Source organism: Janthinobacterium sp. FT14W (assembly GCF_009208755.1).
GTDB lineage: Bacteria > Pseudomonadota > Gammaproteobacteria > Burkholderiales > Burkholderiaceae_D > Janthinobacterium > Janthinobacterium violaceinigrum.
Window position 1 is genome coordinate 208415 of the sequence record NZ_WFLL01000001.1, and the last position, 26310, is coordinate 234724.

Genomic DNA, 26310 nt, shown 5'->3' on the forward strand with positions numbered 1-26310 from the left:
TATCAATACTAAATAATACTTACTTTTCATAAGGATAGGTGTGTTGCAGTGCACAATGCTTCTTTGATGGGGTGCCGCGCGCAGGCGCGGGGCCTCCTGGCAGCAAAGGAATGACCATATGGACACGCAAGATACGGCGCAGGACAGTGAAAAAAGCGGCGCGAAAGACAGCGCGAAAGACGGCAGCGGCGCCGCCCGCAAGCCGCCATCGACGCTGGCGCGCAATCTGAAATTCGGCCTGGGACTGACCCTGGGCCTGGGCTTGTCCGCAGCCCTGGCGGGCGGCTACTGGCTGCGCCAGGTATGGCAGGATCTGCCGGCCGTCGAGCATCTGGCCCAGTACAAGCCCGCGCTGCCGCTGCGGATTTTTTCCAGCGAAGGCGAGCTGCTGGCTGAATACGGCGAAGAGCGCCGCGAATTCCTGCCCTTGAAGGATATCCCCCTGCGCATGCGCCAGGCTTTATTGGCCATCGAGGATGCGCGCTTCTACGAACACGGTGCCGTCGACTTCTATGGCCTCACGCGCGCGACCCTGGCCAACGTCGTCACGGGCCACCATGCGCAGGGCGCCAGCACCATCACCATGCAGGTGGCGCGCGACTTCTTCCTGTCGCGCGAAAAGACCGTGCAGCGCAAGCTGACGGAGATGCTGCTCGCCTACAAGCTGGAACAGCACTACGGCAAGGACAAGCTGCTGGAACTGTATATGAACCAGATTTACCTGGGCGAGCGTTCCTACGGCTTTTCCGCCGCCTCGAACATCTATTTCGACAAGCCCCTGGCCGAGGTCAGCATCGCCGAGGCGGCCATGCTGGCCGGCTTGCCGAAAGCGCCATCGGCCTACAACCCCGTCGCCAATCCCCAGCGTGCCACCGTGCGCCAGCATTACATCCTGCAGCGCATGCGCGAACTGGGCTACATCACGCCAGCCGAATACGAGGCCGCCGTGGCGGAAAAGCTGGCCCTGAACAAGGACCGCAACAGTTCCGTGCACGCGGCCGCGTATGCGGTCGAGGAAGCGCGCCAGCTGATCCTGCAAAGCTATCCCGAAGGCGCCTACAGCATGGGCCTGGACGTGACGACGACCATCCGCATGGCGCCGCAGCGGGCGGCCGACAAGGCGCTGCGCGACGGCTTGCTGAATGCGCAGGCGCGCCGCGGCTACCGCGGCCCGGAAGCGCGCCTGGCTGCTTCGCAAGACAGCGTGGCGCGCCAGCTGGCCGCCTATCCGGACAGCGGCGAGCTGCGCGCCGCGCTGGTGCGCAAGGTGGAGAGCAGCGGTGCGCGCCAGATCAAGGCGCAGCTGCGCAATGGCGACGAGATCGTGCTCACGGCCTCGGATGCGCGCCTGGGCGGCAAGCTGCAGTGGGATGGCAAGCGCGCCATCGTCGAGGGCAGCGTGATCCGCGTGGTGCATGACGGGGCCAAGAACCGCTGGCTGGTGAGCCAGCTGCCCGAGATGGAAGGCGCGCTCATTTCCGTCGATGCGCACAGCGGCGAGATCGTCGCCATGGCGGGCGGTTTCGATTTCTACCGCAACCACTACAACCACGCCACGCAGGCCTACCGCCAGCCCGGTTCCAGCTTCAAGCCCTTCGTGTATTCGGCGGCGCTGGAAAAGGGATACTTTCCCGGCACGTCCGTGGACGATACGCAGCGCCTGCTGCTGCCGCAGGAAACGGGCGCGCAGCCGTGGCGGCCGCGCAATTACGGCAACAACTATGAAGGCTTCATCAGCGTGCGGCGCGGCCTGGTGCGCTCGAAAAACCTGGTGGCCGTCAGCCTGATGCAGGCGGCCGGTCCCGCCTACGTGCAGCACTACGCCACGCGCTTCGGTTTCGAGAGCGCGCGCAATCCCGTCTCCTTGCCGCTGGCCTTGGGCGCGGGCGCCGTCACCCCGCTGCAGCTGGCGCAATCGTATGCCGTGTTTGCCAATGGCGGCGTGCAGATGCCGCCGACATTGATCAAGGAAGTGCGCAGCCGCAGCGGCGCGGTGCTGTATAGCGATGCGGCGCCCCGCGCCAAGGGCGAGCCGGCACCCGGCACGCAAGTCATCTCCACGCGCAATGCCTACGTCATGGACAGCATGCTGCGCGACGTCGTCAAGAGCGGCACGGGACGCGGCGCGCTGGCGCTGGGCAGGGGCGACGCGGCCGGCAAGACGGGCACCTCGAACAATGCGTATGACGCCTGGTTCGCGGGCTATTCCTCGGGCCTCGTGTCCGTCGTCTGGCTCGGCTACGACCAGCCTAAGAGCTTGGGCAACGCCACGGGCGGGACGCTGGCGCTGCCCGTCTGGCGCGACTACATGCAGGTGGCCGTGCAAGGCCGCCGCGAGCAGGTACTGGCCGAACCGCAGGGCCTGGCCCTGCTCGATGGCGACTACGTGTATGCCGAATACCTGGCCGGCGACTGCCTGCAGGACAGCCATGCCTTCATCCACAGCAGCGTCAGTTGCGGCAGCGGCGCGCCCGGCAGCCTGGGCGCCGACACGCGCCTGGCGAACGGCGAACAGCGCGGCACCAGCGGCGCCGGCCATGAGGCGCGGGCCCTGAGCGAAGCGCGCGAACGCGAACAAATTCTCAAATCATTTTCGGAAGAGTAAGACCATGCTGTTATATACGATTTACCTGGTGGCGATTGTCGCCGAAGCGATGTCCGGCGCCATCATGGGCATGCGGCGCGGCATGGACTTGTTCGGCATCTGCATGATCGGCACCGTCACGGCGCTGGGCGGCGGCACCGTGCGCGACGTGCTGCTGGGGCACTATCCGCTGGGCTGGATCGCGCATCCCGAGTACCTGCTGTTTACCATCGGCGCGGCCATCGTCACGGCCTTTGTCGCGCGCTACCTGCACCACCTGCGCGCCGTCTTTTTGCTGGTCGACGGCCTGGGCCTGGTGGCGTTTTGCGTGATCGGCTGCGACATCGCCATGTCGGCCAAGATGCATCCGGCCATCGTCGTGCTGGCGGGGATGATCACGGGCGTCTTCGGCGGCCTGCTGCGCGACATCCTGTGCAACCAGATTCCCCTCGTGCTGCAGCGCGAAGTGTATGCCACCGTGGCCCTGTTTACGGGCAGCCTGTACGTGGGTTTGCTGTACTTCCAGGTCGACAGCTCGGTGGCCCAGCTGGCATCCATCGGCGCCGGCTTCCTGTTCCGTTTCCTGGCCCTGCATTTCGAGTGGCGCCTGCCGAATTTTAACGGCGACCGCATCCGGGGTTTCGAGTAGCGGCAGCTGCGCGACTATTTTTACGCGCATTTAACCCCTTTTTCTCCGCCGCCGCGTTTCATGTTGGACACCCCAGCCAAGCGGAGAAGAAGCGATGTCCAGCGCCCTCAAGATCACCGTGATACTGTCCCTGCTGCTGTCGGCAGGCTGCCATGCCGCCGGCACGGCGCCGCGCAAGACCCTGGCGCCGTTTGTCAGCGAGCAGGCGCTGAGCAGCTACCTGCAGCAAGTGCAGGCACGCCAGGAGGCGCTGCTGCTGAAGCAGCAGAAACTGCAGCGCGCCACGGCGCAGTACATGGCCGCGCCCCCGCCGGCGCCGCCGGCCGCGCCCATGGCGGCGAAAGCGGCACCGGCGGCATCGGCGGAGGCGGCCGAATCGGTCACCAATGTGCAGACGGCGGGCGTGGACGAAGGCGGCATCGTCAAGCTGCATGGCAAGCACCTGGTGATGCTCCGGCGCGGCAAGCTGTTTACCGTGCAGGTGGGCGGCAATGCCTTGCAGCCCGTCGCCTCGCTCGACGCGTTCGCGCCTGGCAGCGACCCGTCGGGCAGCTGGTATGACGAGATGCTGATCGATGGCGACACGGTGGTGGTGATCGGCTACAGCTACAGCCGCGGCGGCACGGAGATCGGCCTGTTCGACATCGCGGCAGACGGCAAGCTGGCCTACCGTTCCACCTACCACCTGCGCTCCAACGATTATTATTCCTCGCGCAATTACGCCAGCCGTTTGATCGGCAGCAAGCTGGTGTTCTATTCGCCCTTGTCGCTGCACTTGCGCCGTGGCGACCCGTTCGGCGGCTTTCCCGCGCTGCGCCGCTGGCGTCCCGATGCCGTGCCATCGGACTTCAAGCGCATCGCCCCGGCCACGCGCATCTACCGCACCGACGAAGAACCGGAACCGGGTACCAGTCTGGCCCTGCACACGGTCACCGTGTGCGACCTGGCGCAGCGCGACATGCGCTGCGAAGCCACCGTCGTCATGGGGCCGCAGGGGCGCGTGTTCTACGTCTCGGGCGAATCCGTGTACGTGTGGACGACGCGCCGGGGCAGCGATTCTGGCCTGTTCCGCATCCCCCTCGACGGCAGCGCGCCCAGCGCCCTCAAAGTGGCCGGCGCACCCGTCGACCAGTTCTCGTTCCTGGAAAGCGCTGACGGCCACCTGAACGTCCTGCTGCGCGCCGAAGGGCAGGGCGACGCCATGTGGGATGGCACGCGGGGCCAGGGCGACATGGCCTTGCTGCGCGTGCCCCTGGCCTCGTTTTCCGATGGCCGCGACAGCGCGCCGGCCGGCAGCTACCAGCCGCTGCCCGGCGGTGGCGGCTATGGACTGCAGAACCGCTATGTGGGCGCGTATCTGTTGTACGGCAATCCGGGCAATCCCGGACGCCGCAAGGCGGACCAGGCCTGGCCGCGCCAGCCCTTGTATGCCGTGCGCTGGGCCGATGGGGGCAGCGTGCAAGCCTTGTCCCTGCCGCATGGCGTGGAACGCATCGAAGCGCTGGGCGATGACGCCGTGGTAATCGGCGCACAGGGCAAGGATCTGCATTTCAGCAGCATCCGCCTGGGGACGCAGGCGGCGGTTGCCACGCGCTATATCCGCGCCGATGCGGCGCAGGGCGAATCGCGCAGCCACGGCTTTTTCTACAAGCCGCAAGCGGCAAACGAGGGCGTGATCGGCCTGCCCATCCTGGGTGCGGACGAGCGGGCAGGCTTGAACAAGTCATCGGCGTCCGTGCTGTACCTGCGCAACAGCGGCTTGCAATTGACGGAGCTGGGCGCGCTGGCGGCGCGGCCCGGCCAGCCCCCGGACGATGGCTGCCGCGCGTCCTGCGTGGACTGGTATGGCAATGCGCGTCCCCTGTTCCTGCAGGGCCGGGTCTTTGCCTTGCTCGGCTATGAACTGGTGGAAGGCGCGCTCAAGGAGGGGCAGGTCCGCGAAGTGCGCCGCATCAGCTATGCACCAGCCGCACGCTGACGCGATGGCGAGCGACGCGCGGCATTTGTCGCTGCCGCGCAGTTCGGCTACACTGGATCGCATGCCCGACACCCTACTCACTGCCACGGATGAAGACCTGATGCTGCGCTACGGCGCCGGCGACCTGCCGGCGTTCCGCGAATTGTACCGGCGCCATAGCCAGGGCCTGTACCGCTTCGTGGCCTGGCGCGCACCGCGCCGCGCGTGGGTGGACGAGATCGTGCAGGATGCCTGGGCCAGCCTGCATGCGGTGCGCACGGGCTACCAGCCGCAGGCCGCGTTTCGCACCTATCTGTACCAGATCGCGCGCAACCGCCTGATCGACCTGCTGCGCCAGCGGGAAGGGCAGGAACAGGAGGAAACGGGCGAGCTGGCGGACGAGGGCGCATCGCCGCTGCAGTCGCTGGAGCAGAAACGGCAGCACGCGCTGCTGCATGCGGCCATCGCGGCGCTGCCGGCCGAGCAAAAGGAAGCGCTGGTGCTGCAGCAGTTCAGCGGCATGAGCATCCAGGATATCGCCGTGGTGACGGGGGCGGAAGCGGAAACCGTCAAGAGCCGGCTGCGCTACGCCATGCAGAAGCTGCGGGCGGGACTGGACAGTGCCAATGGCGCGGGAGGACAGGCATGAATACGCACAATCAAGATAACGACGAACGGCACGACGAGGAATTGAACGCGTTGCTGGCCAGCCTGCCGCAGCCGGCGCCTTCCAGCGCGCTCGATGCGGCCATCCTGGCCGATGCGGAAAAGGCCTTGCAGCAGCCGGCAGCGGCCAACGACAGCGCCGATGGCGTGCTGCGCATCCTGCCGGCGAAAAAGGCGCCCGATTCCCTGCAGCGCTGGCGCGTTCCGCTGGGCCTGGCCGCCGCCGTGCTGCTGACGGTGAACATGATCGGCGTGGACTGGTTCGGCTCGAAGCCGGCGCAATTTCCCGTAGTGGGGGAACCGGTCACGCAGGATGTGATGCCCGCGCCTGCCGCCACGGCGTCTGTTGCGTCGCTGGCCGCCGACGCGGCGCCGCAGCCAGCACCGCAGCCAGCACCATTGCCGGCAGCGCCGGCACCGCGCGCACTGGCCAAGATGGCGCCCAGGCCGCCGGCGCAGGCCGAGCCGTCGCCGGCGCCTGTCTTGCGGCCAGAGCCCCGGCTGACGGCGACGGTACCCATCGCTCCTCCTGCACCACCGCCCCCGCCGGCGCCTGCCGCGGCGATGGAGCAACCCATGCAGGCCGAATCGGGCCTGCAGCGCCAGGCGTCCGCGCAACGCGCGCTGGCCATGCCCGCGCCCGTTGCAGCACGTACGATCCCGCTGCCGCCGCCGGCAAAACTGGATGCCTCCGTGTGGCTGGTGAAGATCGATGCCTTGCTCAAGGCAGGCGAAGGCGCGCTGGCGCAGGAGGAATGGGCCGCGTTCAGGCAGGCGTATCCCGATTATCCTGTGGCCGAAGAACTCCGGCACCGGCTGGAAAAGAAGTAGAGCAGAAGGTCGCGCAGGCTACACGATCCCCTTCCTGCGCTCCCACACGGCGCTGCCCACGAAAATGGCGGCGCACACCCACATCACGGCCGGCAAGGCGTTCACGCCCACGGACTGCATCAGCACGCCCGTCAGCAGGGGACCGCCGCCGCTGGTGATGCCCCAGGTGGCGTTGACGATGGCGCTGGCGCTGGTCAGCGACAGGCCCGTAAACCGCTCGCCGCAGGCCACCAGCGCCAGCATGTAGATGCCGCCCGCCGCCGCGCCCAGCAGCAACAGCAAGGTCCACCACAGCCACGGCGTGCCGACGGCGAACGGCAGCAGCGGCAGCAGCAGGCAGACGGCCACGCCGCAGCCGGCGTGCACCCTGGCGCGTCCGAAGCGGTCGGCCATCCAGCCCAGCGCAAATTGCAGGCCCGTGTCGCCCACCAGCACCACGGTGGCCGACAGCAGGGCCAGGTCCGTGCCGATGCCGTGCTCCATCGCATACAGGGGCAGCAGGCTCAATGCCAGGGTATCGAACAGGGCGAAGAAGGCGGCGCCCAGCACGATCATCGGCATGCGCGGCAGGATCAGGGTCCACTGCACGCCATGCTCTTCCGGCTCCCTTTCCGGGCCGCTGTTCGAGATCAGCATCAGACCCGGCACGGCCAGCAGGAACAGCAGGCCGCAGGCGGCGAAGCTCCAGCTGATCTTGTCGTTGAACAGGGCCACGAGGGCAGGGCCGATCAGCTGGAAAAATGTAAAGCTGGTGGTGTACATGGCCACCACGCGGCCCCGCGAATTGTCAGGCGCCAGGCGGTTGACCCACGCCTCGCCGATGGTAAACAGCACGCCCATGGCGCCGCCGAACAGGAAACGCAGCACGCTCCATGCTAGCAGATGGTCGGTGAACTGCATGGCGACTGTCGCCAGCGACGCCGCCCAGACGGCGCCCAGCATGGTGGCGCGCGCGCCGAAGCGCCCCACCCAGCCCGAGACGAACGGCGAGGCGGCCAGGATGCCCAGGGCGCTGACGGCCGTGATCATGCCGATGATGTCCGTGCCCACGCCGCGCTGGTGCAGGGTCAGTGCAGTGACCGGCATGGTGGCGCCCAGGCCCAGGCCCACCACGCCGATGCTGACCACGAGGGCAAAGAAGTCGCGCCATGGCATGTGCTTCATGCTGGCCTCCGCACGGGAGAAAACGGGGTCTGGAGGGCGTGGAAGTGGCGTGGATGCATGTGAAAAAGGGCGACTTTGCCTGCGGCGCTGGTGTTTGGCGCCGGACGGGCATATGATGATTTTAATAAAGGCAATACTGCAAAGCCGTAGTGTAGGCGATGTGTGCCGCCGCTGGCCACGCCCATCGGTGTGGCCGCTGCCTGCGGCTCTGCGGTACAGTGAAGCGAGCGGCAGCGCCGTCATGCGCTGTCATTGGATCGTCACGCCAGCGAGGTAGCACTCTATGCGCCGTCCCATCGTTCTCGTCCCCGCCTGCCAGCGCCAGCTCGGCAGCCACGCCTGGCACATGGCGCAGGACAAATACCTGCACGCCGTGCTGCACGGCGCCGGCTGCATGCCGCTGCTGCTGCCCGCCCTGGGCGCGGCTGCGGACCTGGAAGCGGCGCTGCATATCGCCGACGGCGTCATGCTGACCGGTTCCGCCTCGAACGTCGATGCGCGCCTGTATGGCGAAGACATCCTGCATCCCGACCTGCCGCAAGACCCCGCGCGCGACGCCACCACCTTGCCCCTGATCCGCGCCGCGCTGGCGCGCCAGCTGCCCCTGCTGGCCATCTGCCGCGGCTTCCAGGAAGTCAACGTGGCGCTGGGCGGCAGCCTGCACCAGGCCGTGCACGCGGTGCCGGGCATGCAGGACCACCGCGAAAACGTGTTCGATCCTTTGGCGCGCCAGTACGCGCCCGCGCACCGCATCAAGCTGATGCCCGAAGGCCTGCTGTCGCGGCTGCTGGGCGGCGCGAGCGAAATGCTGGTCAATTCCCTGCATGGCCAGGGCATCGCCCGGCTGGCCGACGGCTTGCTGGTGGAAGCCCTGGCCGACGACGGCCTGGTGGAAGCCTATACGGTGGCCAGCGCCGCCGGTTTTACCCTGGCCGTGCAATGGCACCCCGAATGGCAGGTGGAAGACAACCCGCAGTCGATGCGCCTGTTCGATGCCTTCGGCCAGGCGTGCCGCGATTACCGGGAGCAGCACAGGAAGGCAGGATGACAGGCGCGCCGCCCGCGGTACGCGGCGTTTGATCAAGAGAAGCGCAAGACCAGCGAGAGGGAAACATGGCAATACGCGAAAATTTCACTTATACGGACATGGATTTGTGGCTCAATGAAAAGCGCGTCACGGAAATCGAATGCCTGGTGCCCGACCTGACAGGCGTGGCGCGGGGGAAGATCCTGCCGCGCGGGAAATTTACCCAGGAGCGCGGCATGCGCATCCCGGAAGCGGTGCTGGGCATGACGGTGACGGGCAATTACCCGGTCGACGACGGCGGCTATGACCGCGCCATTTCCAGCACCGACCGCGACATGATCTTGAAGGCCGATCCCACCACCATCACCATGGTGCCGTGGGCCACGGACCCTACCGCGCAAGTCATCCATGACTGCTATTTTTCCGACGGCATGCTGGTCGATTTCGCTCCTCGCTCCGTGCTGCGCCGTGTGCTGAAACTGTATGCGGACAAGGGCTGGAAGCCCGTGGTGGCGCCGGAGCTGGAGTTTTACCTGACGGCGAAGAACATGGACCCGGACCTGCCCTTGAAACCGCCCATCGGGCGCAGCGGGCGGGCCGAGACGAGCCGCCAGGTGTACAGCATCGACGCCGTCAACGAGTTCGATCCCCTGTTCGAGGATATCTACGATTACTGCGAACTGATGAACCTTGACGTCGATACCCTGATCCACGAGATCGGCGCGGGACAGATGGAAATCAACTTCCTGCACGGCGATCCGCTGGGCCTGGCCGACAAGGTGTTTTTCTTCAAGCGCACCCTGCGCGAAGCGGCCCTGAAACACGATATGTACGCCACCTTCATGGCCAAGCCCATGGCGGGCGAACCGGGTTCCGCCATGCACGTGCACCAGAGCGTCGTCGATGCGAAGACGGGCCTGAATATCTTCAGCAACGAGGATGGCTCGGCTGCGCCCATCTTCAAGCACTACATCGCGGGCCTGCAGCGCTACATGCCGTCGGCCATGGCCATCGTTGCGCCCTACGTGAATTCCTACCGCCGCATCGTGCGCCACACGGCCGCGCCCATCAACATCCAGTGGGGCCTGGACAACCGCACCGTGGGCTTCCGCGTGCCCGAGTCGGGCGTGCAGGACCGCCGCGTGGAAAACCGCATCATCGGCGCCGACGCGAATCCCTACCTGGCCCTGGCCGTGACCCTGGCTTGCGGCTACCTGGGCATGACGGAGCAGCTGGAAGCGACGCCGATGATGGTGGGCAGCGCGTATGACCTGAAATTCGAGCTGCCGCAAGGCTTGCCCGAAGCATTGCAACTGCTGCGTGCGGAGGACAAGCTGCGCACGGTGCTGGGCGAGCGCTTCATCGACGTGTATGCGGCCATCAAGGACCTCGAGCACCAGGAATTCATGACTGTCATCAGTCCGTGGGAGCGCGAGCATCTGCTGCTCCACGTCTAGGAAAGGATCGCAATGAGCACAACAAACAATCCGCTGGCGCCCGGCGCCGCGCTGGTCGCCTCCGTGGCGCAGAAAAACGCGGCGCCGCAGGTGTACGACACGGCCGTCATCCAGCAGATGGACTCGGCCCACTACCTGCACCCGTTCACCGATTTCCAGGACCTGGCCGGCAAGGGCGCGCGCGTGATGGTGCGCGGCGACGGCGTCTACCTGTGGGATAGCCAGGGCAGGAAGATCGTCGACGGCATGTCGGGCCTGTGGTGCGTCAACGTGGGCTATGGCCGCACGTCGATCTCGCAAGCCGTGTACCGGCAGATGGAGACGCTGCCGTTCTATAACAGCTTCTTTGGCACGACGAACGTGCCGGCCGCGCAGCTGGCGGCCAAGCTGGCGCAGATCTCTCCGCCGCAGTTCCAGCATGTGTTCTTCACCAGTTCCGGCTCCGAGGGCAACGACACGAATCTGCGCATGGTGCGCCGCTACTGGGACATCCTTGGCCACAAGGAGCGCCATACCGTCATCAGCCGCCACAATGCGTATCACGGCAGCACGGTGGCGGGAGCATCGCTGGGCGGCATGGATGGCATGCATGCGCAGGGCGGCTTGCCGATTCCCGGCATCGCGCATATCGGCCAGCCCAATTATCTGGAGGCTGGCCATGGCTTGACTCCCGAAGAATTCGGTATCAAGGCGGCCGGCTGGCTGGAAGACAAAATCCTCGAGATCGGCGCCGGCAAGGTGGCCGCCTTCATCGGCGAACCGGTGCAGGGCGCCGGCGGCGTCATCATCCCGCCCTCGACCTACTGGCCCGAGATCCAGCGCATCTGCGACAAGTACGGCATCCTCCTGATTGCCGATGAAGTCATCTGCGGCTTCGGCCGCCTGGGGCGCTGGTTCGGCTCCGAGCTGTTCGGCATCAGGCCCGACCTGATCACGTTTGCCAAGGGCGTCACCTCTGGCTACGTGCCACTGGGCGGCGTGCTGGTGGGCGACCGCGTCGCCAAGGTCCTGATCGAACAGGGCGGCGAATTCACGCACGGCTTCACGTATTCCGGCCACCCCGTCGCCTGCGCGGCTGCGCTGGAAAACATCCGCATCATCGAGGAAGAACAATTGGTGGCCAAGGTGGCCGACGATACGGGGCCGTACCTGAAGCAGTGCTTCGCCAGCCTGGGCGAGCATCCGCTGGTGGGTTACGCGGACAGCTGCGGCCTGGTCGCGGGCCTGAACCTGGTGCGTCGGAAGGGCGCCACCGTGCATGACAACGAACTGTTCGACGAGGACCAGGGCGTGGGCATGATCTGCCGCGGCCACATGTTCGACAATGGCGTCATCATGCGCGCCGTGGGCGAGCGCATGATCGTCGCCCCGCCGCTGGTCATGACGCGTGCGCAGATCGACGAGATGCTGGGCTTGATACGGGTGTGCCTGGACAGGACGCATGCGGAAGTGAAAGCGAAGGGCTGGGTGTAGCTGATCGTTGCACCCAAGCGCAAGGGCCGGGGTCGTACCCCGGGGTTTGCTCCTGGGCTGGTGTCGGTTTTTGCCCAATATTGCCGCCATCTGCGCATTTTTTGGACCAGAATCGCGGCAGTTCCGCTAAACTTCCATCTTGGCCGCTACTATAGCGGCCAGTTTTTCATTTTGACACCCTCTTACCCAGAAGCTACCCACACATGACGATAGCAACACCTGCCGCGTCGGCCAGCGACGCCCAAGCGCCTTTTCTGCTGATTGATCAGCTGGTCAAGGAATTCGACGGCGTGCGCGCCGTCGATGCGATTTCCGTGACGATCAACAAGGGCGAGATTTTCGCCTTGCTGGGCAGTTCCGGTTGCGGCAAGTCGACCCTGCTGCGCATGCTGGCCGGTTTCGAGACGCCGACGTCGGGGCGTATCGCCCTGGCGGGCAACAGCATCGTCGATGTGCCGCCGCACCAGCGCCCCATCAACATGATGTTCCAGTCGTATGCGCTGTTCCCCCACCTGTCCGTGTGGGACAACATCGCCTTCGGCCTGCGCCGCGATGGCTTGCCGAAAGCGGAAGTGGCGGCGCGGGTCGAGCAGATGCTGGCGCTGGTGCAGCTGGGCCAATACGCGAAGCGCAAGCCGCACCAGCTGTCGGGCGGGCAGCAGCAGCGCGTGGCGCTGGCGCGCAGCCTGGCCAAGCGGCCGCAATTGCTGCTGCTCGACGAGCCGCTGGGCGCGCTGGATAAAAAACTGCGCGAGCGCACGCAGATGGAACTGGTGAACATCATCGAACAGGTGGGCGTCACCTGCGTGATGGTCACGCACGACCAGGACGAGGCCATGAGCATGGCCACGCGCATCGCCGTCATGAGCGAAGGGCGCATCCTGCAAGTGGGCGCGCCCGGCGAAATCTATGAAACGCCGAACTGCCGCTTCGTGGCCGACTTCATCGGCAGCGTCAACCTGTTCGATGGCCGCATCACGGAAGACGAACCCGATCACGTGATCATCGACACGCCCGACGGCCGCCAGTATGTCGCGCACGGCATCACGGGCAACCTGGGCATGGATGTCTCGGTGGCCGTGCGCCCCGAGAAAATCGGCATCCAGGTCGAACCCCCCGCCCTGGAAGAGCGCGTATCGCCGGCCGAACATGGCTACAACTGCGCCCAGGGCGTGATCGTCGCCATGGCGTACTTTGGCAATGAAACCAGCTACCACGTGCGCCTCGACAGCGGCACGGTGGTGAAAGTCTCGCGCACCAACGCGGCCCGCCACGATGTCTCGCGCCTCGAGCGCGAGCAGCGCGTGTGGGTATGGTGGGATGGCGCCGACATCGTCGTGCTGACCAGCTGAGGCCATCATGACGTCCCTCCTGCAATCGCTGCGCCACATCGTCACCCTGCGCTGGCTCACGGGCCGCAATGCCGTCATCGCCGTGCCTTCGCTGTTCCTGGCGGCCGCCTTCCTGGTGCCGTTCCTGATCGTGCTGCGTATCAGCCTGTCCGACATGGATACGGCGGGCAGTCCGTTCGGCGGCTTGCTGTCGTACGTCGACGGCATCGTCGTGCTGAAGGTGAAAGTCGCCAATTACCTGTTCATCGCCGCCGATGAACTGTATCTGCTTACCTATCTCAGTTCCATCAAGTACGCGGCCATTACCACGGCCATCTGCCTGTTTATCGGCTACCCGTTCGCCTACTTCATGGCGCGCGCCAGGCCGTCGATCCGCCCCGTGCTGATGATGCTGGTGATGCTGCCGTTCTGGACCTCGTTCCTGCTGCGCGTGTATGCGTGGAAGGGCATCCTGGCCAACCACGGCCTGCTCAACGACCTGCTGCTGGCGCTGGGCGTGGTGAGCGAACCGCTGCACATGATGAATACCTCGTTCTCGCTGGTCGTCGGCATGGTGTACGCCTACCTGCCGTTCATGATCCTGCCCCTGTACGCCAATCTGGTCAAAATGGACATGCGCTATCTGGAAGCGGCGGCCGACCTGGGCGCCACGCCCTTGCAGGCATTCTGGCGCATCACCGTGCCCCTGTCGAAGTCGGGCATCATCGCCGGCGCCATGCTGGTGTTCATTCCGTCCGTGGGCGAATACGTGATCCCCGAGCTGCTGGGCGGCCCGGAAACGCTGATGATCGGCCGGGTGCTGTGGGATGAATACTTCACGAACAACGACTGGGCAATGGCCTCGTCCGTGACGGTGCTGGTGATCCTGCTGATCCTCGTGCCGATGGCGATTTTTAACAAATACAAGACGGACCAGGACGCGGAGAAACAAGCATGAACGGACGTAATTTCCTGCAGCGCTGGTTCGGCCGCGGCTGGCTCTCGCTGGGCTATCTGTTCCTGTACCTGCCCATCATCGTGCTGATCGTCTTCTCGTTCAACAGCTCGCGCCAGGACATGGTGTGGAGCGGCTTTTCGCTGCGCTGGTACAGCGAGTTGATGAGCGACACGGAAATCATCTCGGGCTTTGGCCTGTCCCTGAAGATCGCCTTCATGTCGGCGACGTCTTCCGTCATCCTCGGCACGTTTGCCGCCTTTGCCCTGACCAACTACCAGCGCTTCCGCGGCCGCACGCTGTTTTCGTCCATGGTCAGCGCGCCGCTGGTGATGCCGGAAGTGATCATCGGCTTGTCCTTGCTGCTGATGCTCGTGTCCATGCAGAAGGTCTTCGGTTTCCCCGAGCGGGGCGTGCTGACCATCTGGCTGGGCCACACCCTGCTGGGCATGGCGTATGCGGCCGTGGTGGTGCAGTCGCGCCTGCAGGAGATGAGCAAGTCGCTGGCCGAGGCGGCGATGGACCTGGGCTGCCGCGCGCATCAGGTCTTCTTCCTCGTGACCCTGCCGAACATCACGCAAGCGCTCGCCTCGGCCTGGCTGCTGACGTTCACCCTGTCGCTCGATGACGTGGTGCTGTCGGCCTTCTTGTCCGGCCCCGGCTCGACGACCATGCCGCTGGTGATCTTTTCGCGCGCGCGCCTGGGGCTGGACCCGCGCGTGAACGCCATCGCCGCGCTCACCATCCTCGCCGTGACGATCGCCGTAATCGTGTACGCGGTGATGCTGGCGCGCGCCGACCGCAGACGCCGCAAGCAGATGTCTGCGGCGTATTCGGCGGACTAGGAGTAAGCTGGCGTCTTCACCTTTCAGGAGACGGCGATGACGGAAAACACCAGCTGGCACGCACGTGCCGCAGAGATCAAAATCGATGGCCGTACCTTCATCGATGGCGAACGGATGGCGGCGAATTCCGGCCAGACGTTCGACAACCTGTCTCCCATCGATGGGCGCTCGCTGGGGGCGGTGGCGCGCTGCGATGGCGCAGACGTGGATGCGGCCGTGCAGGCGGCCCGCGCCGCTTTCGACGACCGCCGCTGGGCGGGCAAGTCTCCCGCGCAGCGCAAGCGGATTTTGATCAAGTTTGCCGACCTGGTGCAGAAATACGCTCCCGAGCTGGCCCTGCTGGAAACCCTGGACATGGGCAAGCCGATCAAGTACAGCCAGAGCGTGGACGTGGGCGCCACGGCCAACTGCCTGCGCTGGTATGGCGAGGCGATCGACAAGATCTACGATGAAATTGCGCCCACGCCGGCCAACAGCCTGGCGCTGATCACGCGCGAACCGGTGGGCGTGGTCGCCGCCATCGTGCCGTGGAACTACCCGATGATCATGGCGGCCTGGAAGATCGCGCCCGCGCTCGCGGCCGGCAACAGCGTGATATTGAAACCGTCGGAAAAATCCCCGTTAACGGCCCTGCGCCTGGCCGATATCGCGCTGGAAGCGGGCGTGCCGAAAGGCGTCTTCAACGTGCTGCCCGGCTACGGCAACGAGGCGGGCGCCGCACTGGCGCTGCACATGGATGTCGATTGCATCGGCTTTACGGGGTCCACGCGCACGGGGAAACTGATCGTGCAGATGGCGGGCCAGTCGAACCTGAAACGGGCCTGGACGGAACTGGGCGGCAAGTCCGCCAACATCGTCTGCGCCGATTGCCCGGACCTGGACAAGGCCGTGGCCACTGCCGTCGGCGCCATCTTTTTCAACCAGGGCGAAAGCTGCAACGCGCCGTCGCGCCTGTTCGTGGAAGAGTCGATCAAGGACGCATTCCTGGCCAAGGCGCTGGCCATGCTGCCCCGCTTCCAGCCGGGCGACCCGCTCGACGAAGCCACCGTCATGGGCGCCATCGTCGACGCCACGCAGATGAGTACCGTCATGGGCTATATCGCGGCGGGCAAGAACGAGGGCGCGCAACTGCTGGGCGGCGGCGACGCCGTGCGCACGGAGACGGGCGGCTACTACGTGCAGCCCACCGTCTTCGGCGTGGATGCCGGCATGACGATCGCGCGCGAGGAGATCTTCGGACCCGTCTTGTCCGTGCTTGGCTTTACGGACATCGCCGAGGCGGTAAAGCAGGCAAATGCCACGCCGTACGGCTTGCAGGCTGCCGTGTGGACTTCCGACATCAGCAAGGCCATCCAGACGGCGCGCGCGCTGCGCGCCGGCACCGTGCACGTGAACCAGTACGACGGCGACGACATCACCGTGCCGTTCGGCGGCTACAAGCAGTCGGGCAATGGGCGCGACAAGTCGCTGTACGCGCTGGATAAATACACGGAACTGAAGACGACGTGGATACAGGTGGGTTAATTTCTATAAGGGCACTTAAAAGGACTAATTATTGGCATTAATGGCTTAAAATAGTTCTTTTAAGGTCTATTGTTTTTTTGTGCGGCAATGTGCTTGATGAAATTTGGATCGTATAAGTGCTAATTTAAGGATAAACTGAACACAATTAGCTACTATAAGACCCAGTGGAGCCGCCATGCAGTGCCATTTTCAAATTTTTCATGATGATGCGTGGCACGATTGCGCATCGCTGACTTTGCTTGAACCTGCAGGCGGCAATCCACGCACCACTGCCCTGTTTGAGTATGACCTCGATTACGCCTTCTTCAAGCTCGAGAGTGGACCCGTCTCGCTGCGATTCCCCGTCACGGCAGCGATGCAGAAGCTGGCGCAATGGCCAGCTTTCCTTTTTGACCTGATTCCCCAGGGAAGCGGACGGACATATCTGCTTGGGCAGCTTCAACTGGCCGATGGTCCGGCTGCCGACTTTCCCCTGGCGTGTGCCGGCGCATTCAATCCCGTCGGGCGCGTGCGCATCGCCGAGGCCGTGCAGTACTACGTACAACATATGAATCGCCATGACAAGGGCAAGCCGCTGGCCGGCTTTTCACTGGACGAGATCATAGGTCGCGGCGATGCCTTCAATGAGCGCATGCTGATACATGGCATGCTGGCCGCCGGCAGTCTGGGGGTGCAAGGAGCGGCGCCGAAATATCTGCTGACCACTGACCATGCCGGTCTCTGGCATGCCGATGGCGCCTTGGCGGATCAGGACGCGGCTGCCCATTTCATCGTCAAGCGTCCGCGTGGAAAGACCGCCAGCGACGCCAAGGTATTGAGAAATGAAGCCGCATACATGACTGTGGCACGCGCGATGGGCTTGCGCACCGAAGGCCAGCTGCGCTACCAGGACGATACCTTGTTCATTCCCCGTTTTGACCGCCGTATCCGGGATGGAAAAGTGCTGCGACTGCATCAGGAAAGCGCCGCTTCGCTGGCAGGTATCGTTGGTTTTGACGCCACGCCCAGCCAGTTCGTACTATTGCAGGCGCTGCGTGCCGTCGTCAGCGACAAGACGGCGGAAACTATTGAATTTCTTAAACGCGATATTTTGAACCTGGCCATGCGCAATACCGACAATCATGCACGCAATACGGCGGTACAACAAGTCGGCGCCGAGGTGCGCCTCACGCCGCTGTTCGATTTTGCGCCCATGTACCTGGACCCGGATGGCATACCACGCGCGGCGCGCTGGTATCACCCGGACACCAAAAACGAGTTGCATGACTGGACGACGATACTGGCCACGATTGGCATGCCGGACGTGGAGCGCAAGCAGATCCGCCTCGCGTTATACGGATTTTCCCAGCACCTGCTTGCGCTGGAACAGCATATGCAGGAGGCAGGCGTGGATGATGACATCATTGCTTTCCTTCGGCCACATATCGCCGGGCAGATCGAACAGCTCAAGGCATTGGGAGAGCACTGACATGGCGCGTACGAAAAAGACCGTTGACAAGGAAGAGTTGCGGCAGCGCAGGGCGGTGCTTTACGAAGCCATAGAAGCAGGCGCAGTCACGCTACAGCACGCCGTCAAGGAAATGCGCGCCATCTCGCGCATGACGCAGGCAGAGTTTGCGGCGCACCGCGGGGTGAGTACGAAGGTCATCAAAGAGATCGAGGGTGGCAAGGGCAATCCGACCATCCACACGCTGAACCGCATCGGGCAGTTCTTTGGACTGGAGGTGGCGTTTGTACGGACAGAAACGCTGCGCGAAAAAAAAATCGCCCCGGCGAGTGCCGGGGCGATATCACCTCAATAGGCTAGATCAGAAGCAGTGTTCCAGCGCCGGGAAGCTGCCATCCTTGACGGCTTTCACATAGCCGGTGACGGCGTCGTCGATGCTGGCCGCGCCTTCCATGAAGTTGCGCACGAAGCGCGCCTTGCGGCCTGGAAACACGCCCAGCATGTCGTGCATGACGAGCACCTGGCCCGAACAGTCGGGGCCTGCACCGATGCCGATGGTCGGTATCGTCAGCATCTCGGTCACTTCCTTGCCCAACTGCGACGGCATCGCTTCCATCAGCACGATGGCGGCGCCCGCGTTCTGCAGCGTCAGCGCGTCGTTCTTCAGCTCCGTGGCGCTTTCCGTGCTCTTGCCCTGTACTTTATAACCGCCCAGCTGGTGCACCGATTGCGGCGTCAGGCCGATGTGGGCGCAGATGGGGATGCCGCGTTCGCTGAGGAACTTCACGGTGTCGGCCAGCCACGCGCCGCCCTCGATCTTGATCATGTGCGCGCCAGCCTGCATCAGGATGACGGCGTTGGCATAGGCTGTTTCGGGCGTGCCGTACGCGCCGAACGGCAGGTCCGACATGATCATGGCCGACTTGCAGCCGCGTGCCACGGATGCCGTGTGATAGGCCAGTTCGGCCACGGTGACGGGCAGGGTGGAGTTGTGGCCGTTGCAGACCATGCCGAGCGAATCGCCGATCAGCAGGATCTCCACGCCGCAGCGGTCCATCAGCGACGCGAAGCTGGCGTCATAGCAGGTCAGCATGGTGATCTTCTCGCCGGCGGCGCGCAGCGTGGCCAGGGTGTGGATGGTCACGGCTTTGTTGGCGACAGGTTTGGACGGCGCCGGCACCGGTGCGGCGGCCTTGTCTTTTGCGGCCAGATCTGTTCCTTGCAAATAAGCGGACATAGGTATTCTCTAGAGTGAAAGGGGGTGATGCGATTGCGACGCCGCTAGTGTAGTACTTTATGCGGCGCGCTGCAGGAGCGGCATTGTAGAGGATGCGAGCGAAACGGCTCAGAGCTGGCTGATGGACTGGCCGGCCACGGCTGCCAGGTAGTCCTGCGCGGGCCCCAGGCCGGGCACGGCGATGTCGGGCGCCAGGGCCAGCAGCGGCACCAGCACGAAGGCGCGCTCGGTGAGGCGCGGATGCGGTACCGTCAGGGTGGCGCTGGCGATCTGCTCGTCGCCGTACAGCAGCAAGTCCAGGTCCAGCGTGCGCGGGGCGTTGCGGTAGGGCCGCTCGCGCCCATGCGTCGCCTCGATGGCGTGCAGGGCTTGCAACAGCTCCCCTGCCGGCAGGGTGGTCGCGATGCGCGCCACGGCATTGATGTAGTCGTCGCCGCTCGAATCGATGGGCGCCGTGCGGTAGCTGGCCGAGGCGTCCAGCAGGCTGGCGCCGGGCAGGCGCGCCAGGCGCGCAAGCGCATCCTGCACGTTGGCGCGCGCGTCGCCCAGGTTCGCGCCGATGCCGATGTAAGCGATAACTTCCGTTGCTGTCTGCATGACTGCGTTTACTCGCCGCTGGTGCTGCCGGTGGTCGAGCCGCCGGTGCCCGTCTTGCTGCGCGTGCTGCGGCGTGGCGGACGCTTCTTCTTGACGGCGCCCGGCGCGGCATTGGCGCTGACGAGCAGCGCTTCGCGCGTTTCCTCGTCGCCTTCGTAGAAGGCCGTCCACCATTCGCCGATGTCCATGTCGATCTCGCCCGAGGCGCAGCGCAGCAGCAGGAAGTCGTAGCCGGCGCGGAAGCGCAGGTGCTCCAGCAGCTTGTACGGGGCCTTGCCGACCCTGCGCTCGAAGCGCGGCTGCATCGACCAGATGTCGCGCATGTCGGAGCCGATCTTGCGCTGCAGGGCCAGTTTTTCCGTCTGCGAATCGAGCACGTCGTCGGCCGCCAGGTGCAGCGCGGGGATGGTCGACTCGCCGGCGGCGCGGTAGGCCGTCCATTTTTCCAGCACCTGGTGCCACAGCAGCGAGGCAAACAAAAAGCCCGGCGAGACGGTCTTGCCGGCGGCGATGCGGGCATCCGTGGCGTCCAGCGCCAGGGTGACGAATTTCGCGCCCAGCGGCTGCTCCAGCACCACGTCGAGCAGCGGCAGCAGGCCGTGATGCAAGCCTTCCTTGCGCAGCTGCTGCAGGCAGGCCAGCGCGTGGCCGCTCATCAGCAGTTTCAGCATTTCGTCGAACACGCGCGGCGCGGGCACGTTGTTGATCAGCGGAGCCATGACGGGGATAGGCGCGGCGGTGGCCGGCTCGATGGTGAATTTCAGCTTGGCGGCAAAGCGCACCACGCGCAGCATGCGCACGGGGTCTTCGCGGTAGCGTTCTTCCGGCTTGCCGATCATGCGCAAGGTCTGGGCGCGGATGTCTTCCACGCCGCCATGGTAGTCCAGCACTTCCTGCGTGGCCGGATTGTAGTACATGGCGTTGATGGTGAAGTCGCGGCGCAGCGCATCCTCGTGCTGCAGGCCGAAGGTATTGTCGCGCAGGACGCGGCCATGTTCATCCTTGGGCGCCGAGTCGGCACCGGCGCCGCGGAAGGTCGTCACTTCCAGCAGATCCTGGCCGAACATCACGTGCACGATCTGGAAGCGCTTGCCGATGATGAAGGCGCGGCGGAACAGTCGCTTGACCTGCTCCGGCGTGGCGTTGGTGGCGATGTCGAAGTCCTTGGGTTTGACGCCCAGCAGCAGGTCGCGCACGGCGCCACCGACGACGAAGGCCTCGAAGCCCGCTTCCTGCAGGCTGCTGGTGACGCGGATGGCATTCGACGACACCAGTTTCGGGTCGATTCCGTGTTGCGCAGGACCGAGCACCACGGGTGCCGTGGTGTCGCGCGCTGCCTCTTTTTTAACGCCGAGGATCTTGCGGATGAATTTTTTAATCATTGAATAAGTGGAGTGATGGCCAGCCGTGGAGGGATGCGTGTGCGCTCAAAGCGGTGTTGGGATTGGTCGCGACAGGGTGGGTAACGACGGACAGCAAGGGAATATCGTTGTGTGAATCGCTGTAAAAATAGCTGCGCTCGAACTGTCCCAGGTCCTTGCCCATCTTTTCCAGCCAGGCATGGGTGTGGGTCAGCTTGCCCGCGCCCAGGGTCGGCGTGCCCAGCAGCTTGCCCGTGACATTGCCCTCGGCGTCATATTCGGGCATGGCGGCCAGCAGGTGCTCGACGCCCAGCGCATCGGCGATGGGCTTGGTGATGAAATGGTTGGTGGCCGTGACGATGGCCAGCAGGTCGCCCGCGTCCTGGTGCTGTTTCAGCAGGGCCACGACTTCGGGGCGGATGGCCGGCAAGACCACTTCGGCCATGAACTGCTTGTGCAGCGCTTCCAGGCGTTCGCGCGGGAACTGCGCCAGGGTGCCCAGGGAAAACTCCAGGTATTCCACGGGGTCCAGGGTGCCGGCCTGGTATTGCGCGAAAAATTCGTCGTTGCGGCGGGTGAATTCGGCGGCGTCCACGGCACCGATGCGTACCAGGAATTCGCCCCACTCGTGATCCGAGTCGATGGGCAGCAGGGTGTGGTCGAGGTCAAACAGGGCCAGATTCATCATTCTTTCGCTTCCGCCTGCAGCAACTCGCGCAATAAAGGCAAGGTGATCGGGCGTTGGGTTTCCAGGGAGTAGAGGTCGAGAGAGTCCAGCATCGTCGACAGCGAACGCATGTCGCGCCGGAAATGGGACAGCAGATAGGGTAACACGCCCGGCGATAAGGTCAAGCCGCGGGTGGTGGCCGCCTGGGTCAGGGCGGCGATTTTTTCATCGTCCGTCAAGCCGTGGATTTGATAGATCAGGCCCCAGCCCATGCGCGTGCGCAAGTCTTCGCGTACGGGCAGCACGGCCGGCGGCACGGCGCCGCTGCATACCATGAATGCCTTGTTGGCGCGGATTTCATTGAACAGGGCAAAGGCGTCGATCTGCGCCAGCGGCGACAGCTTTTCGCAGTCGTCGAGCAGGTACAGATCCACGTCAGGCGAATACACGAATTCGGACTCGATCGAGAATGGCGAAATGTAGCGCGCGCGCTCGGTGCTGGCCAGGGCCTTGAGCAGATGGCTCTTGCCGGCAGCCAGTTCGCCCCACAGGTAGGCAAAATGTTCGCGCGAGGTACGCGCGGCGAAGTGGCGCATCAGCTGCGCCACTTCGGCATTCTGTCCCACCTCGAAGGTATCGAGGCTGTGCGCCTGGTCTGTGCCTAAATCGAGCACCAGTTGTTTCATGGCGTACGCCTTGTCCTGTTTTTCATTACTGCATGTGCATCGTGGTATTGCTAGGTTGATATGATATCCGCTTTTATTAGGTATTATAGAAGCTGCTGGAGAGGTAGTGGCGTCTTAGATGCTTAAAAGCGACCATCAGGACGGCAGAAGCGGGCAAAGCCAGCAGAACGCCGACGAAACCAAACAGTTGTCCGAAGGCCAATAAGGCGAAGATCACGGCCAGCGGATTCAATCCGATGCGCTCGCCCACCAGGCGCGGCGTGAGGAAAAAGCCCTCGATGACCTGGCCGCAGCCATAGATGACGGCCACGGCGATCACGCCGCTCCAGTCGGCAAACTGCAGCAGGGCGGCAATCAGCGCCAGCATCAGTCCCAGGCCGAAGCCCAGGTAGGGTATAAACACCAGCAAGCCCGTGATGATGCCCACAGGCAATGCCACTTCGAAGCCGGCGATGGCCAGCGCCACCGAGTAGTACGTGGCCAGCACCAGCATGACGAGCAGCTGGCCGCGCAGGTATTGCGCCAGCAGGGTATCGACTTCCTGCGCCATGCCCACCGTGCGGCCCACCCAGCGGCGCGGCACGGCGCCGGCGATGCGCGCCAGCATCGGGTGCCAGTCCAGCAACAGGTAGAACAGCACCACGGGGATGAGCACGACGGTGGCCAGCCAGCCCAGCACGGCCGTGCCGCCGATACGGGCCGAGGCCAGCACGGTGCTCCAGATTTCATCGCCGCTGGTGGCCATCTGCTGGCTCAGCATGCGCTTGATGCCCGTGCCGTCCAGGCGCACGCGGATGCCCAGGTCGCGCAGTTTGGGCGCCAGGAATTCGTTGGCCTTGCTGAGAAACTGGGGAATCTGCGCCTGCAGCAGGGGGATTTCCTTCTGCAGCACGGGCACGACGATCAGCACCAGCGCCGTAATCGCGAGGAAAAACAACACTACGACGATGAGCACGGCCAGGGGACGGGGCAGGTAAAAACGCTGGTAGTGCAGCCGCTGCAGGCGGTCCACGCCGGGATTGAGCACGTAGGCGAGGATGGCGGCGGCCAGGAAGGGCGTCAGGATGGGGCCCAGGCTGACGAGCAACAGCAAAAATGCCAGCCAGACCGCGATCCAAAATGCTGTTTGCTTCTGTTCGGCGCTGATCGGAAATGGCATGGAGTTGTGTTGTTGCGTTAAAAAAAGGCAGTTAATTACGAAATCGCGGGGGCAGTTTGATAAAATAGCGTCTTGATCGACCGAATTCACCGGCTGGCCGCCTGTCGCAGGATGTCAAAAACATCCATGCGCGCGCGTGCTTGCGGGTATCCGCCTTCTATTTTACCGCCTCCGCTGCCACCACACCATGAACCAGACTTCTAATGTTTCCCTTTCCTACCGTGACGCTGGCGTCGATATCGACGCAGGCGACGCTTTAGTCGAAGCAATCAAGCCGTTTGCCAAGCGCACCCTGCGCGAAGGCGTGATGGGCGGCCTGGGCGGTTTTGGCGCCATGTTTGAAATCAGCAAGAAGTACAAGGAGCCGGTGCTGGTTTCGGGCACCGACGGCGTGGGCACCAAATTGCGCCTGGCATTCGAACTGAACCGCCATGACACGGTCGGCATCGACCTGGTCGCCATGAGCGTCAACGACATCCTGGTGCAAGGCGCCGAGCCCCTGTTCTTCCTCGACTACTTCGCTTGCGGCAAGCTGGACGTGGCCATCGCCACCGACGTCATCAAGGGCATCGCCCAGGGGTGCGAGCAAGCCGGTTGCGCGCTGATCGGCGGCGAAACGGCGGAAATGCCGAGCATGTACCCGGCCGGCGAATACGACCTGGCAGGTTTTGCCGTCGGCGCCGTGGAAAAATCGAAAATCATCGACGGCACCAAGATCGCCCCGGGCGACGTGGTGCTGGGCCTGGCCTCGTCGGGCGTGCACTCGAACGGCTATTCGCTGGTGCGCAAGATCATCGAAGTGGCGAAACCTGACCTGGAAGGCGACTTCCACGGCCGCAAGCTGGCCGACGTGCTGATGCAGCCGACGCGCATCTACGTCAAGCCGCTGCTGGCGCTGATGGATGCCATGGAAGTCAAGGGCATGGTGCACATCACCGGCGGCGGCCTGGTGGAAAACATCCCGCGCGTGCTGCAACCTGGCCTGGTGGCCGAGCTGGACTCGAAGGCATGGACCATGCCGCCGCTGTTCACATGGCTGCAACAGCATGGCGGCGTGGCTGACGCCGAAATGCACCGCGTCTTCAACTGCGGCATCGGCATGACCGTCATCGTCTCGCAGGAAAACGCGGACGCCGCCATCGCCCAGCTGCAAGCGGCCGGCGAAAGCGTCTCGCGCATCGGCACCATCCGTGCCCGCGTGGGCGACGAGCACCAGACCATCGTCATCTAAGTTGTCGTTCGCATGAAAAAGGCAGGCACTCGCAAGAGGCCTGCCTTTTTTTACGTGCCTGCGCCTACCTTGCGTGCGCCGGCTTCATGCCCCCTTCCGGCTGCGCGCCGCCTTTGCCGATCATGGCCACGCTGACGGCCGAGACGAGGGAGGCGAACAGGATGTAGCCGACGATGTGCCACGGTTCGCCATTGCCCGTCTTCAGCAGGTAGGTGGCGATGATGGGCGTCAGGCCGCTGGCGAAGATGCCGGAGAACTGGTACACGAAGGAGATGCCCGTGTAGCGCACCTTGGCGTCGAACAGGTCGCAGAACAGGGCCGCTTCCGGGCCGTACACGGCCGAATACAGCACGCCCAGGGGGATGATCACGGAACACCACAGCAGCAGCGGATTGTCGGCGTGGTTGAGCATGATCCAGAAGGCGGGAATCGACGACACGCCCGTGATCAGCGAACCCCAGAAAAACACCTTGCTGCGGCCGATGCGGTCCGACAGGCGGCCGAAGAACGGGATGCAGAAGCACATCACGACGGCCGACGCCATCACGCCCATCAGCGCTTCCGTGCGGTCTATCTTGATGGTATTGGTCAGGTAGGTGATGGAAAACACGCCGAAGATATTGAAGAACACGCCGTCGATGTAGCGCGCGCCCATGCCTTTCAAGACGTTGCCCGGATAGCGTTTCAAGAGGTCGAAGAACGGGATCTGCGTCTCCGCGTTCTTTTCCTTGACGGCCTGGAATTCCGGCGTTTCCATCACGTTCAAACGTATCCACATGCCGATGAAGACGAGGGCCGCCGACAGGATGAAGGCCACGCGCCAGCCCCAGGACAGGAACTGCGCATCGCTCAAGCTGTACGACAGGATGGCCACCACGCCGGAAGCGAGGCACAGGCCGATGGCCAGGCCGATCTGCGGCAGGCTCGCATAGAAGCCGCGCTCCTTCGGCGGCGCATATTCATACGCCATCAGCACGGCGCCGCCCCATTCGCCGCCCAGGCCGATGCCCTGCAGCACGCGCAGGAACAGCAGCAGGCCTGGCGCCCAGTAGCCGATGTGCTCATAGGTGGGCAGCACGCCGATCAGGAAGGTGGAGATGCCCATGATCATCAGGGTCATGACCAGCATGCTCTTGCGGCCGATCTTGTCGCCGAAGTGGCCGAAGATCACGCCGCCGATGGGACGCGACAAGAAGCCCACGGCAAAGGTGCCATAGGCCAGCATGGTCGAAACGAGCGGATCGCCGCCCGGGAAATACAGTTTGCTGAACACGATGCCGGCCACCACGCCGTATAAAAAGAAGTCGTACCACTCGATGGTGGCGCCGATCACGCTGGCCATCACGACTTTCCGTAGCTCTTTGGCCTTTTTCGGATTGTGCGGATTGTTATCCATAATATCTAGTCTCCAATCGATATCGATTATGTGTTTTTTGATGCTGGGCTGCTTGCCGAGTCATTG

The 26310-nt window shown here is 64.2% G+C and carries 23 protein-coding genes; 15 read left to right on the forward strand and 8 right to left on the reverse strand.

The genetic code is table 11. The features are described 5' to 3' along the window. Positions 1-118: 118 nt before the first annotated feature. The 5 genes from GCN74_RS00925 (at position 119) to GCN74_RS00945 (ending at position 6687) form a co-directional block, all read left to right on the forward strand. Positions 119-2605 (forward strand): penicillin-binding protein 1A, encoded by a 2487-nt coding sequence (locus GCN74_RS00925; RefSeq protein WP_152254910.1) that lies wholly within the window; start codon positions 119-121, stop codon positions 2603-2605. A gap of 4 nt (positions 2606-2609) precedes the next feature. Further along, on the forward strand, positions 2610-3233 hold the full coding sequence (locus tag GCN74_RS00930; RefSeq protein WP_152254911.1) for a trimeric intracellular cation channel family protein: 624 nt from the start codon (positions 2610-2612) through the stop codon (positions 3231-3233). 94 nt (positions 3234-3327) lie between these two features. Next, complete coding sequence (locus tag GCN74_RS00935) at positions 3328-5211, forward strand: beta-propeller domain-containing protein (RefSeq protein WP_152254912.1); 1884 nt, start codon at positions 3328-3330, stop codon at positions 5209-5211. 61 nt (positions 5212-5272) lie between these two features. Then, entirely contained in the window at positions 5273-5839 is a 567-nt protein-coding gene (locus tag GCN74_RS00940; protein ID WP_226938802.1) for a sigma-70 family RNA polymerase sigma factor, read from the forward strand. Next, complete coding sequence (locus GCN74_RS00945; protein ID WP_152254913.1) at positions 5836-6687, forward strand: hypothetical protein; 852 nt, start codon at positions 5836-5838, stop codon at positions 6685-6687. Before GCN74_RS00940 ends, GCN74_RS00945 begins: the two co-directional genes overlap by 4 nt. 18 nt (positions 6688-6705) lie before the next feature. Here GCN74_RS00945 and GCN74_RS00950 read toward each other — a convergent pair whose 3' ends face one another. Then, on the reverse strand, positions 6706-7851 hold the full coding sequence (locus tag GCN74_RS00950) for an MFS transporter (protein WP_152254914.1): 1146 nt from the start codon (positions 7849-7851) through the stop codon (positions 6706-6708). A 283-nt stretch (positions 7852-8134) separates the two neighbouring features. Between GCN74_RS00950 and GCN74_RS00955 the strand changes: the two genes are divergently transcribed. The 9 genes from GCN74_RS00955 (at position 8135) to GCN74_RS00995 (ending at position 18265) form a co-directional block, all read left to right on the forward strand. Then, the gene (locus tag GCN74_RS00955; RefSeq protein ID WP_152254915.1) at positions 8135-8899 is read left to right on the forward strand and encodes a gamma-glutamyl-gamma-aminobutyrate hydrolase family protein; all 765 of its coding nucleotides are present in this window, start codon (positions 8135-8137) and stop codon (positions 8897-8899) included. A 65-nt stretch (positions 8900-8964) separates the two neighbouring features. Then, positions 8965-10335, forward strand: coding sequence for a glutamine synthetase family protein (locus tag GCN74_RS00960; protein WP_152254916.1), 1371 nt, complete (start codon positions 8965-8967; stop codon positions 10333-10335). Between the two features lie 12 nt (positions 10336-10347). Continuing rightward, positions 10348-11808 carry an aspartate aminotransferase family protein gene (locus GCN74_RS00965; protein ID WP_152254917.1) on the forward strand — a complete coding sequence of 487 codons (1461 nt, stop codon included), beginning with the start codon at positions 10348-10350 and terminating at the stop codon, positions 11806-11808. A gap of 203 nt (positions 11809-12011) precedes the next feature. Then, complete coding sequence (locus tag GCN74_RS00970; protein ID WP_152254918.1) at positions 12012-13160, forward strand: ABC transporter ATP-binding protein; 1149 nt, start codon at positions 12012-12014, stop codon at positions 13158-13160. A gap of 7 nt (positions 13161-13167) precedes the next feature. Further along, positions 13168-14097: an ABC transporter permease subunit gene (locus GCN74_RS00975; RefSeq protein WP_152254919.1), complete on the forward strand. Its 930-nt coding sequence runs from the start codon at positions 13168-13170 to the stop codon at positions 14095-14097. Continuing rightward, a complete protein-coding gene (locus tag GCN74_RS00980; RefSeq protein ID WP_152254920.1) occupies positions 14094-14939 on the forward strand; it encodes an ABC transporter permease in 846 nt (281 codons plus the stop codon). The genes GCN74_RS00975 and GCN74_RS00980 overlap by 4 nt, the downstream gene beginning before the upstream one ends. A 36-nt stretch (positions 14940-14975) precedes the next feature. Next, positions 14976-16463, forward strand: a complete 1488-nt coding sequence (locus GCN74_RS00985) for an aldehyde dehydrogenase (protein ID WP_152254921.1) — start codon at positions 14976-14978, stop codon at positions 16461-16463. 175 nt (positions 16464-16638) lie between these two features. Next, positions 16639-17931 carry a type II toxin-antitoxin system HipA family toxin gene (locus GCN74_RS00990; protein ID WP_152254922.1) on the forward strand — a complete coding sequence of 431 codons (1293 nt, stop codon included), beginning with the start codon at positions 16639-16641 and terminating at the stop codon, positions 17929-17931. A 1-nt stretch (position 17932) separates the two neighbouring features. Next, positions 17933-18265 (forward strand): helix-turn-helix transcriptional regulator, encoded by a 333-nt coding sequence (locus GCN74_RS00995; protein WP_152254923.1) that lies wholly within the window; start codon positions 17933-17935, stop codon positions 18263-18265. 6 nt (positions 18266-18271) lie between these two features. Here GCN74_RS00995 and panB read toward each other — a convergent pair whose 3' ends face one another. The 6 genes from panB to GCN74_RS01025 form a co-directional block, all read right to left on the reverse strand. Continuing rightward, positions 18272-19147: a 3-methyl-2-oxobutanoate hydroxymethyltransferase gene (gene panB, locus GCN74_RS01000; RefSeq protein WP_193316919.1), complete on the reverse strand. Its 876-nt coding sequence runs from the start codon at positions 19145-19147 to the stop codon at positions 18272-18274. A gap of 108 nt (positions 19148-19255) precedes the next feature. Beyond that, positions 19256-19744, reverse strand: coding sequence for a 2-amino-4-hydroxy-6-hydroxymethyldihydropteridine diphosphokinase (gene folK / locus GCN74_RS01005; RefSeq protein WP_152254924.1), 489 nt, complete (start codon positions 19742-19744; stop codon positions 19256-19258). Between the two features lie 8 nt (positions 19745-19752). After that, on the reverse strand, positions 19753-21126 hold the full coding sequence (gene pcnB / locus GCN74_RS01010) for a polynucleotide adenylyltransferase PcnB (RefSeq protein WP_152254925.1): 1374 nt from the start codon (positions 21124-21126) through the stop codon (positions 19753-19755). Continuing rightward, positions 21119-21790, reverse strand: a complete 672-nt coding sequence (locus GCN74_RS01015) for an HAD family hydrolase (protein ID WP_152255138.1) — start codon at positions 21788-21790, stop codon at positions 21119-21121. The genes pcnB and GCN74_RS01015 overlap by 8 nt, the downstream gene beginning before the upstream one ends. Beyond that, complete coding sequence (hda, locus tag GCN74_RS01020; protein ID WP_152254926.1) at positions 21790-22458, reverse strand: DnaA regulatory inactivator Hda; 669 nt, start codon at positions 22456-22458, stop codon at positions 21790-21792. Before hda ends, GCN74_RS01015 begins: the two co-directional genes overlap by 1 nt. Positions 22459-22534: 76 nt before the next feature. Further along, positions 22535-23617, reverse strand: coding sequence for an AI-2E family transporter (locus tag GCN74_RS01025; RefSeq protein WP_152254927.1), 1083 nt, complete (start codon positions 23615-23617; stop codon positions 22535-22537). A 187-nt stretch (positions 23618-23804) separates the two neighbouring features. Here GCN74_RS01025 and purM point away from each other — a divergent pair, with 187 nt between their 5' ends. Then, positions 23805-24848 (forward strand): phosphoribosylformylglycinamidine cyclo-ligase, encoded by a 1044-nt coding sequence (gene purM / locus GCN74_RS01030; protein ID WP_096238012.1) that lies wholly within the window; start codon positions 23805-23807, stop codon positions 24846-24848. Positions 24849-24912: 64 nt separating this feature from the next. Here the strand turns inward: purM and GCN74_RS01035 are convergent, their stop codons facing one another. Continuing rightward, positions 24913-26244: an MFS transporter gene (locus GCN74_RS01035; protein WP_152254928.1), complete on the reverse strand. Its 1332-nt coding sequence runs from the start codon at positions 26242-26244 to the stop codon at positions 24913-24915. Between the last annotated feature and the right edge of the window lie 66 nt (positions 26245-26310).

What these genes read in the sequence shown, in the direction of transcription:
- GCN74_RS00925 (WP_152254910.1), top strand. Translation starts at nt 119, where the DNA reads ATGGACACGCAAGATACGGCGCAGGACAGTGAAAAAAGCGGCGCGAAA.
- GCN74_RS00930 (WP_152254911.1), top strand. Translation starts at nt 2,610, where the DNA reads ATGCTGTTATATACGATTTACCTGGTGGCGATTGTCGCCGAAGCGATG.
- GCN74_RS00935 (WP_152254912.1), top strand. Translation starts at nt 3,328, where the DNA reads ATGTCCAGCGCCCTCAAGATCACCGTGATACTGTCCCTGCTGCTGTCG.
- GCN74_RS00940 (WP_226938802.1), top strand. Translation starts at nt 5,273, where the DNA reads ATGCCCGACACCCTACTCACTGCCACGGATGAAGACCTGATGCTGCGC.
- GCN74_RS00945 (WP_152254913.1), top strand. Translation starts at nt 5,836, where the DNA reads ATGAATACGCACAATCAAGATAACGACGAACGGCACGACGAGGAATTG.
- GCN74_RS00950 (WP_152254914.1), bottom strand. Translation starts at nt 7,851, where the DNA reads ATGAAGCACATGCCATGGCGCGACTTCTTTGCCCTCGTGGTCAGCATC.
- GCN74_RS00955 (WP_152254915.1), top strand. Translation starts at nt 8,135, where the DNA reads ATGCGCCGTCCCATCGTTCTCGTCCCCGCCTGCCAGCGCCAGCTCGGC.
- GCN74_RS00960 (WP_152254916.1), top strand. Translation starts at nt 8,965, where the DNA reads ATGGCAATACGCGAAAATTTCACTTATACGGACATGGATTTGTGGCTC.
- GCN74_RS00965 (WP_152254917.1), top strand. Translation starts at nt 10,348, where the DNA reads ATGAGCACAACAAACAATCCGCTGGCGCCCGGCGCCGCGCTGGTCGCC.
- GCN74_RS00970 (WP_152254918.1), top strand. Translation starts at nt 12,012, where the DNA reads ATGACGATAGCAACACCTGCCGCGTCGGCCAGCGACGCCCAAGCGCCT.
- GCN74_RS00975 (WP_152254919.1), top strand. Translation starts at nt 13,168, where the DNA reads ATGACGTCCCTCCTGCAATCGCTGCGCCACATCGTCACCCTGCGCTGG.
- GCN74_RS00980 (WP_152254920.1), top strand. Translation starts at nt 14,094, where the DNA reads ATGAACGGACGTAATTTCCTGCAGCGCTGGTTCGGCCGCGGCTGGCTC.
- GCN74_RS00985 (WP_152254921.1), top strand. Translation starts at nt 14,976, where the DNA reads ATGACGGAAAACACCAGCTGGCACGCACGTGCCGCAGAGATCAAAATC.
- GCN74_RS00990 (WP_152254922.1), top strand. Translation starts at nt 16,639, where the DNA reads ATGCAGTGCCATTTTCAAATTTTTCATGATGATGCGTGGCACGATTGC.
- GCN74_RS00995 (WP_152254923.1), top strand. Translation starts at nt 17,933, where the DNA reads ATGGCGCGTACGAAAAAGACCGTTGACAAGGAAGAGTTGCGGCAGCGC.
- panB (WP_193316919.1), bottom strand. Translation starts at nt 19,147, where the DNA reads ATGTCCGCTTATTTGCAAGGAACAGATCTGGCCGCAAAAGACAAGGCC.
- folK (WP_152254924.1), bottom strand. Translation starts at nt 19,744, where the DNA reads ATGCAGACAGCAACGGAAGTTATCGCTTACATCGGCATCGGCGCGAAC.
- pcnB (WP_152254925.1), bottom strand. Translation starts at nt 21,126, where the DNA reads ATGATTAAAAAATTCATCCGCAAGATCCTCGGCGTTAAAAAAGAGGCA.
- GCN74_RS01015 (WP_152255138.1), bottom strand. Translation starts at nt 21,790, where the DNA reads ATGAATCTGGCCCTGTTTGACCTCGACCACACCCTGCTGCCCATCGAC.
- hda (WP_152254926.1), bottom strand. Translation starts at nt 22,458, where the DNA reads ATGAAACAACTGGTGCTCGATTTAGGCACAGACCAGGCGCACAGCCTC.
- GCN74_RS01025 (WP_152254927.1), bottom strand. Translation starts at nt 23,617, where the DNA reads ATGCCATTTCCGATCAGCGCCGAACAGAAGCAAACAGCATTTTGGATC.
- purM (WP_096238012.1), top strand. Translation starts at nt 23,805, where the DNA reads ATGAACCAGACTTCTAATGTTTCCCTTTCCTACCGTGACGCTGGCGTC.
- GCN74_RS01035 (WP_152254928.1), bottom strand. Translation starts at nt 26,244, where the DNA reads ATGGATAACAATCCGCACAATCCGAAAAAGGCCAAAGAGCTACGGAAA.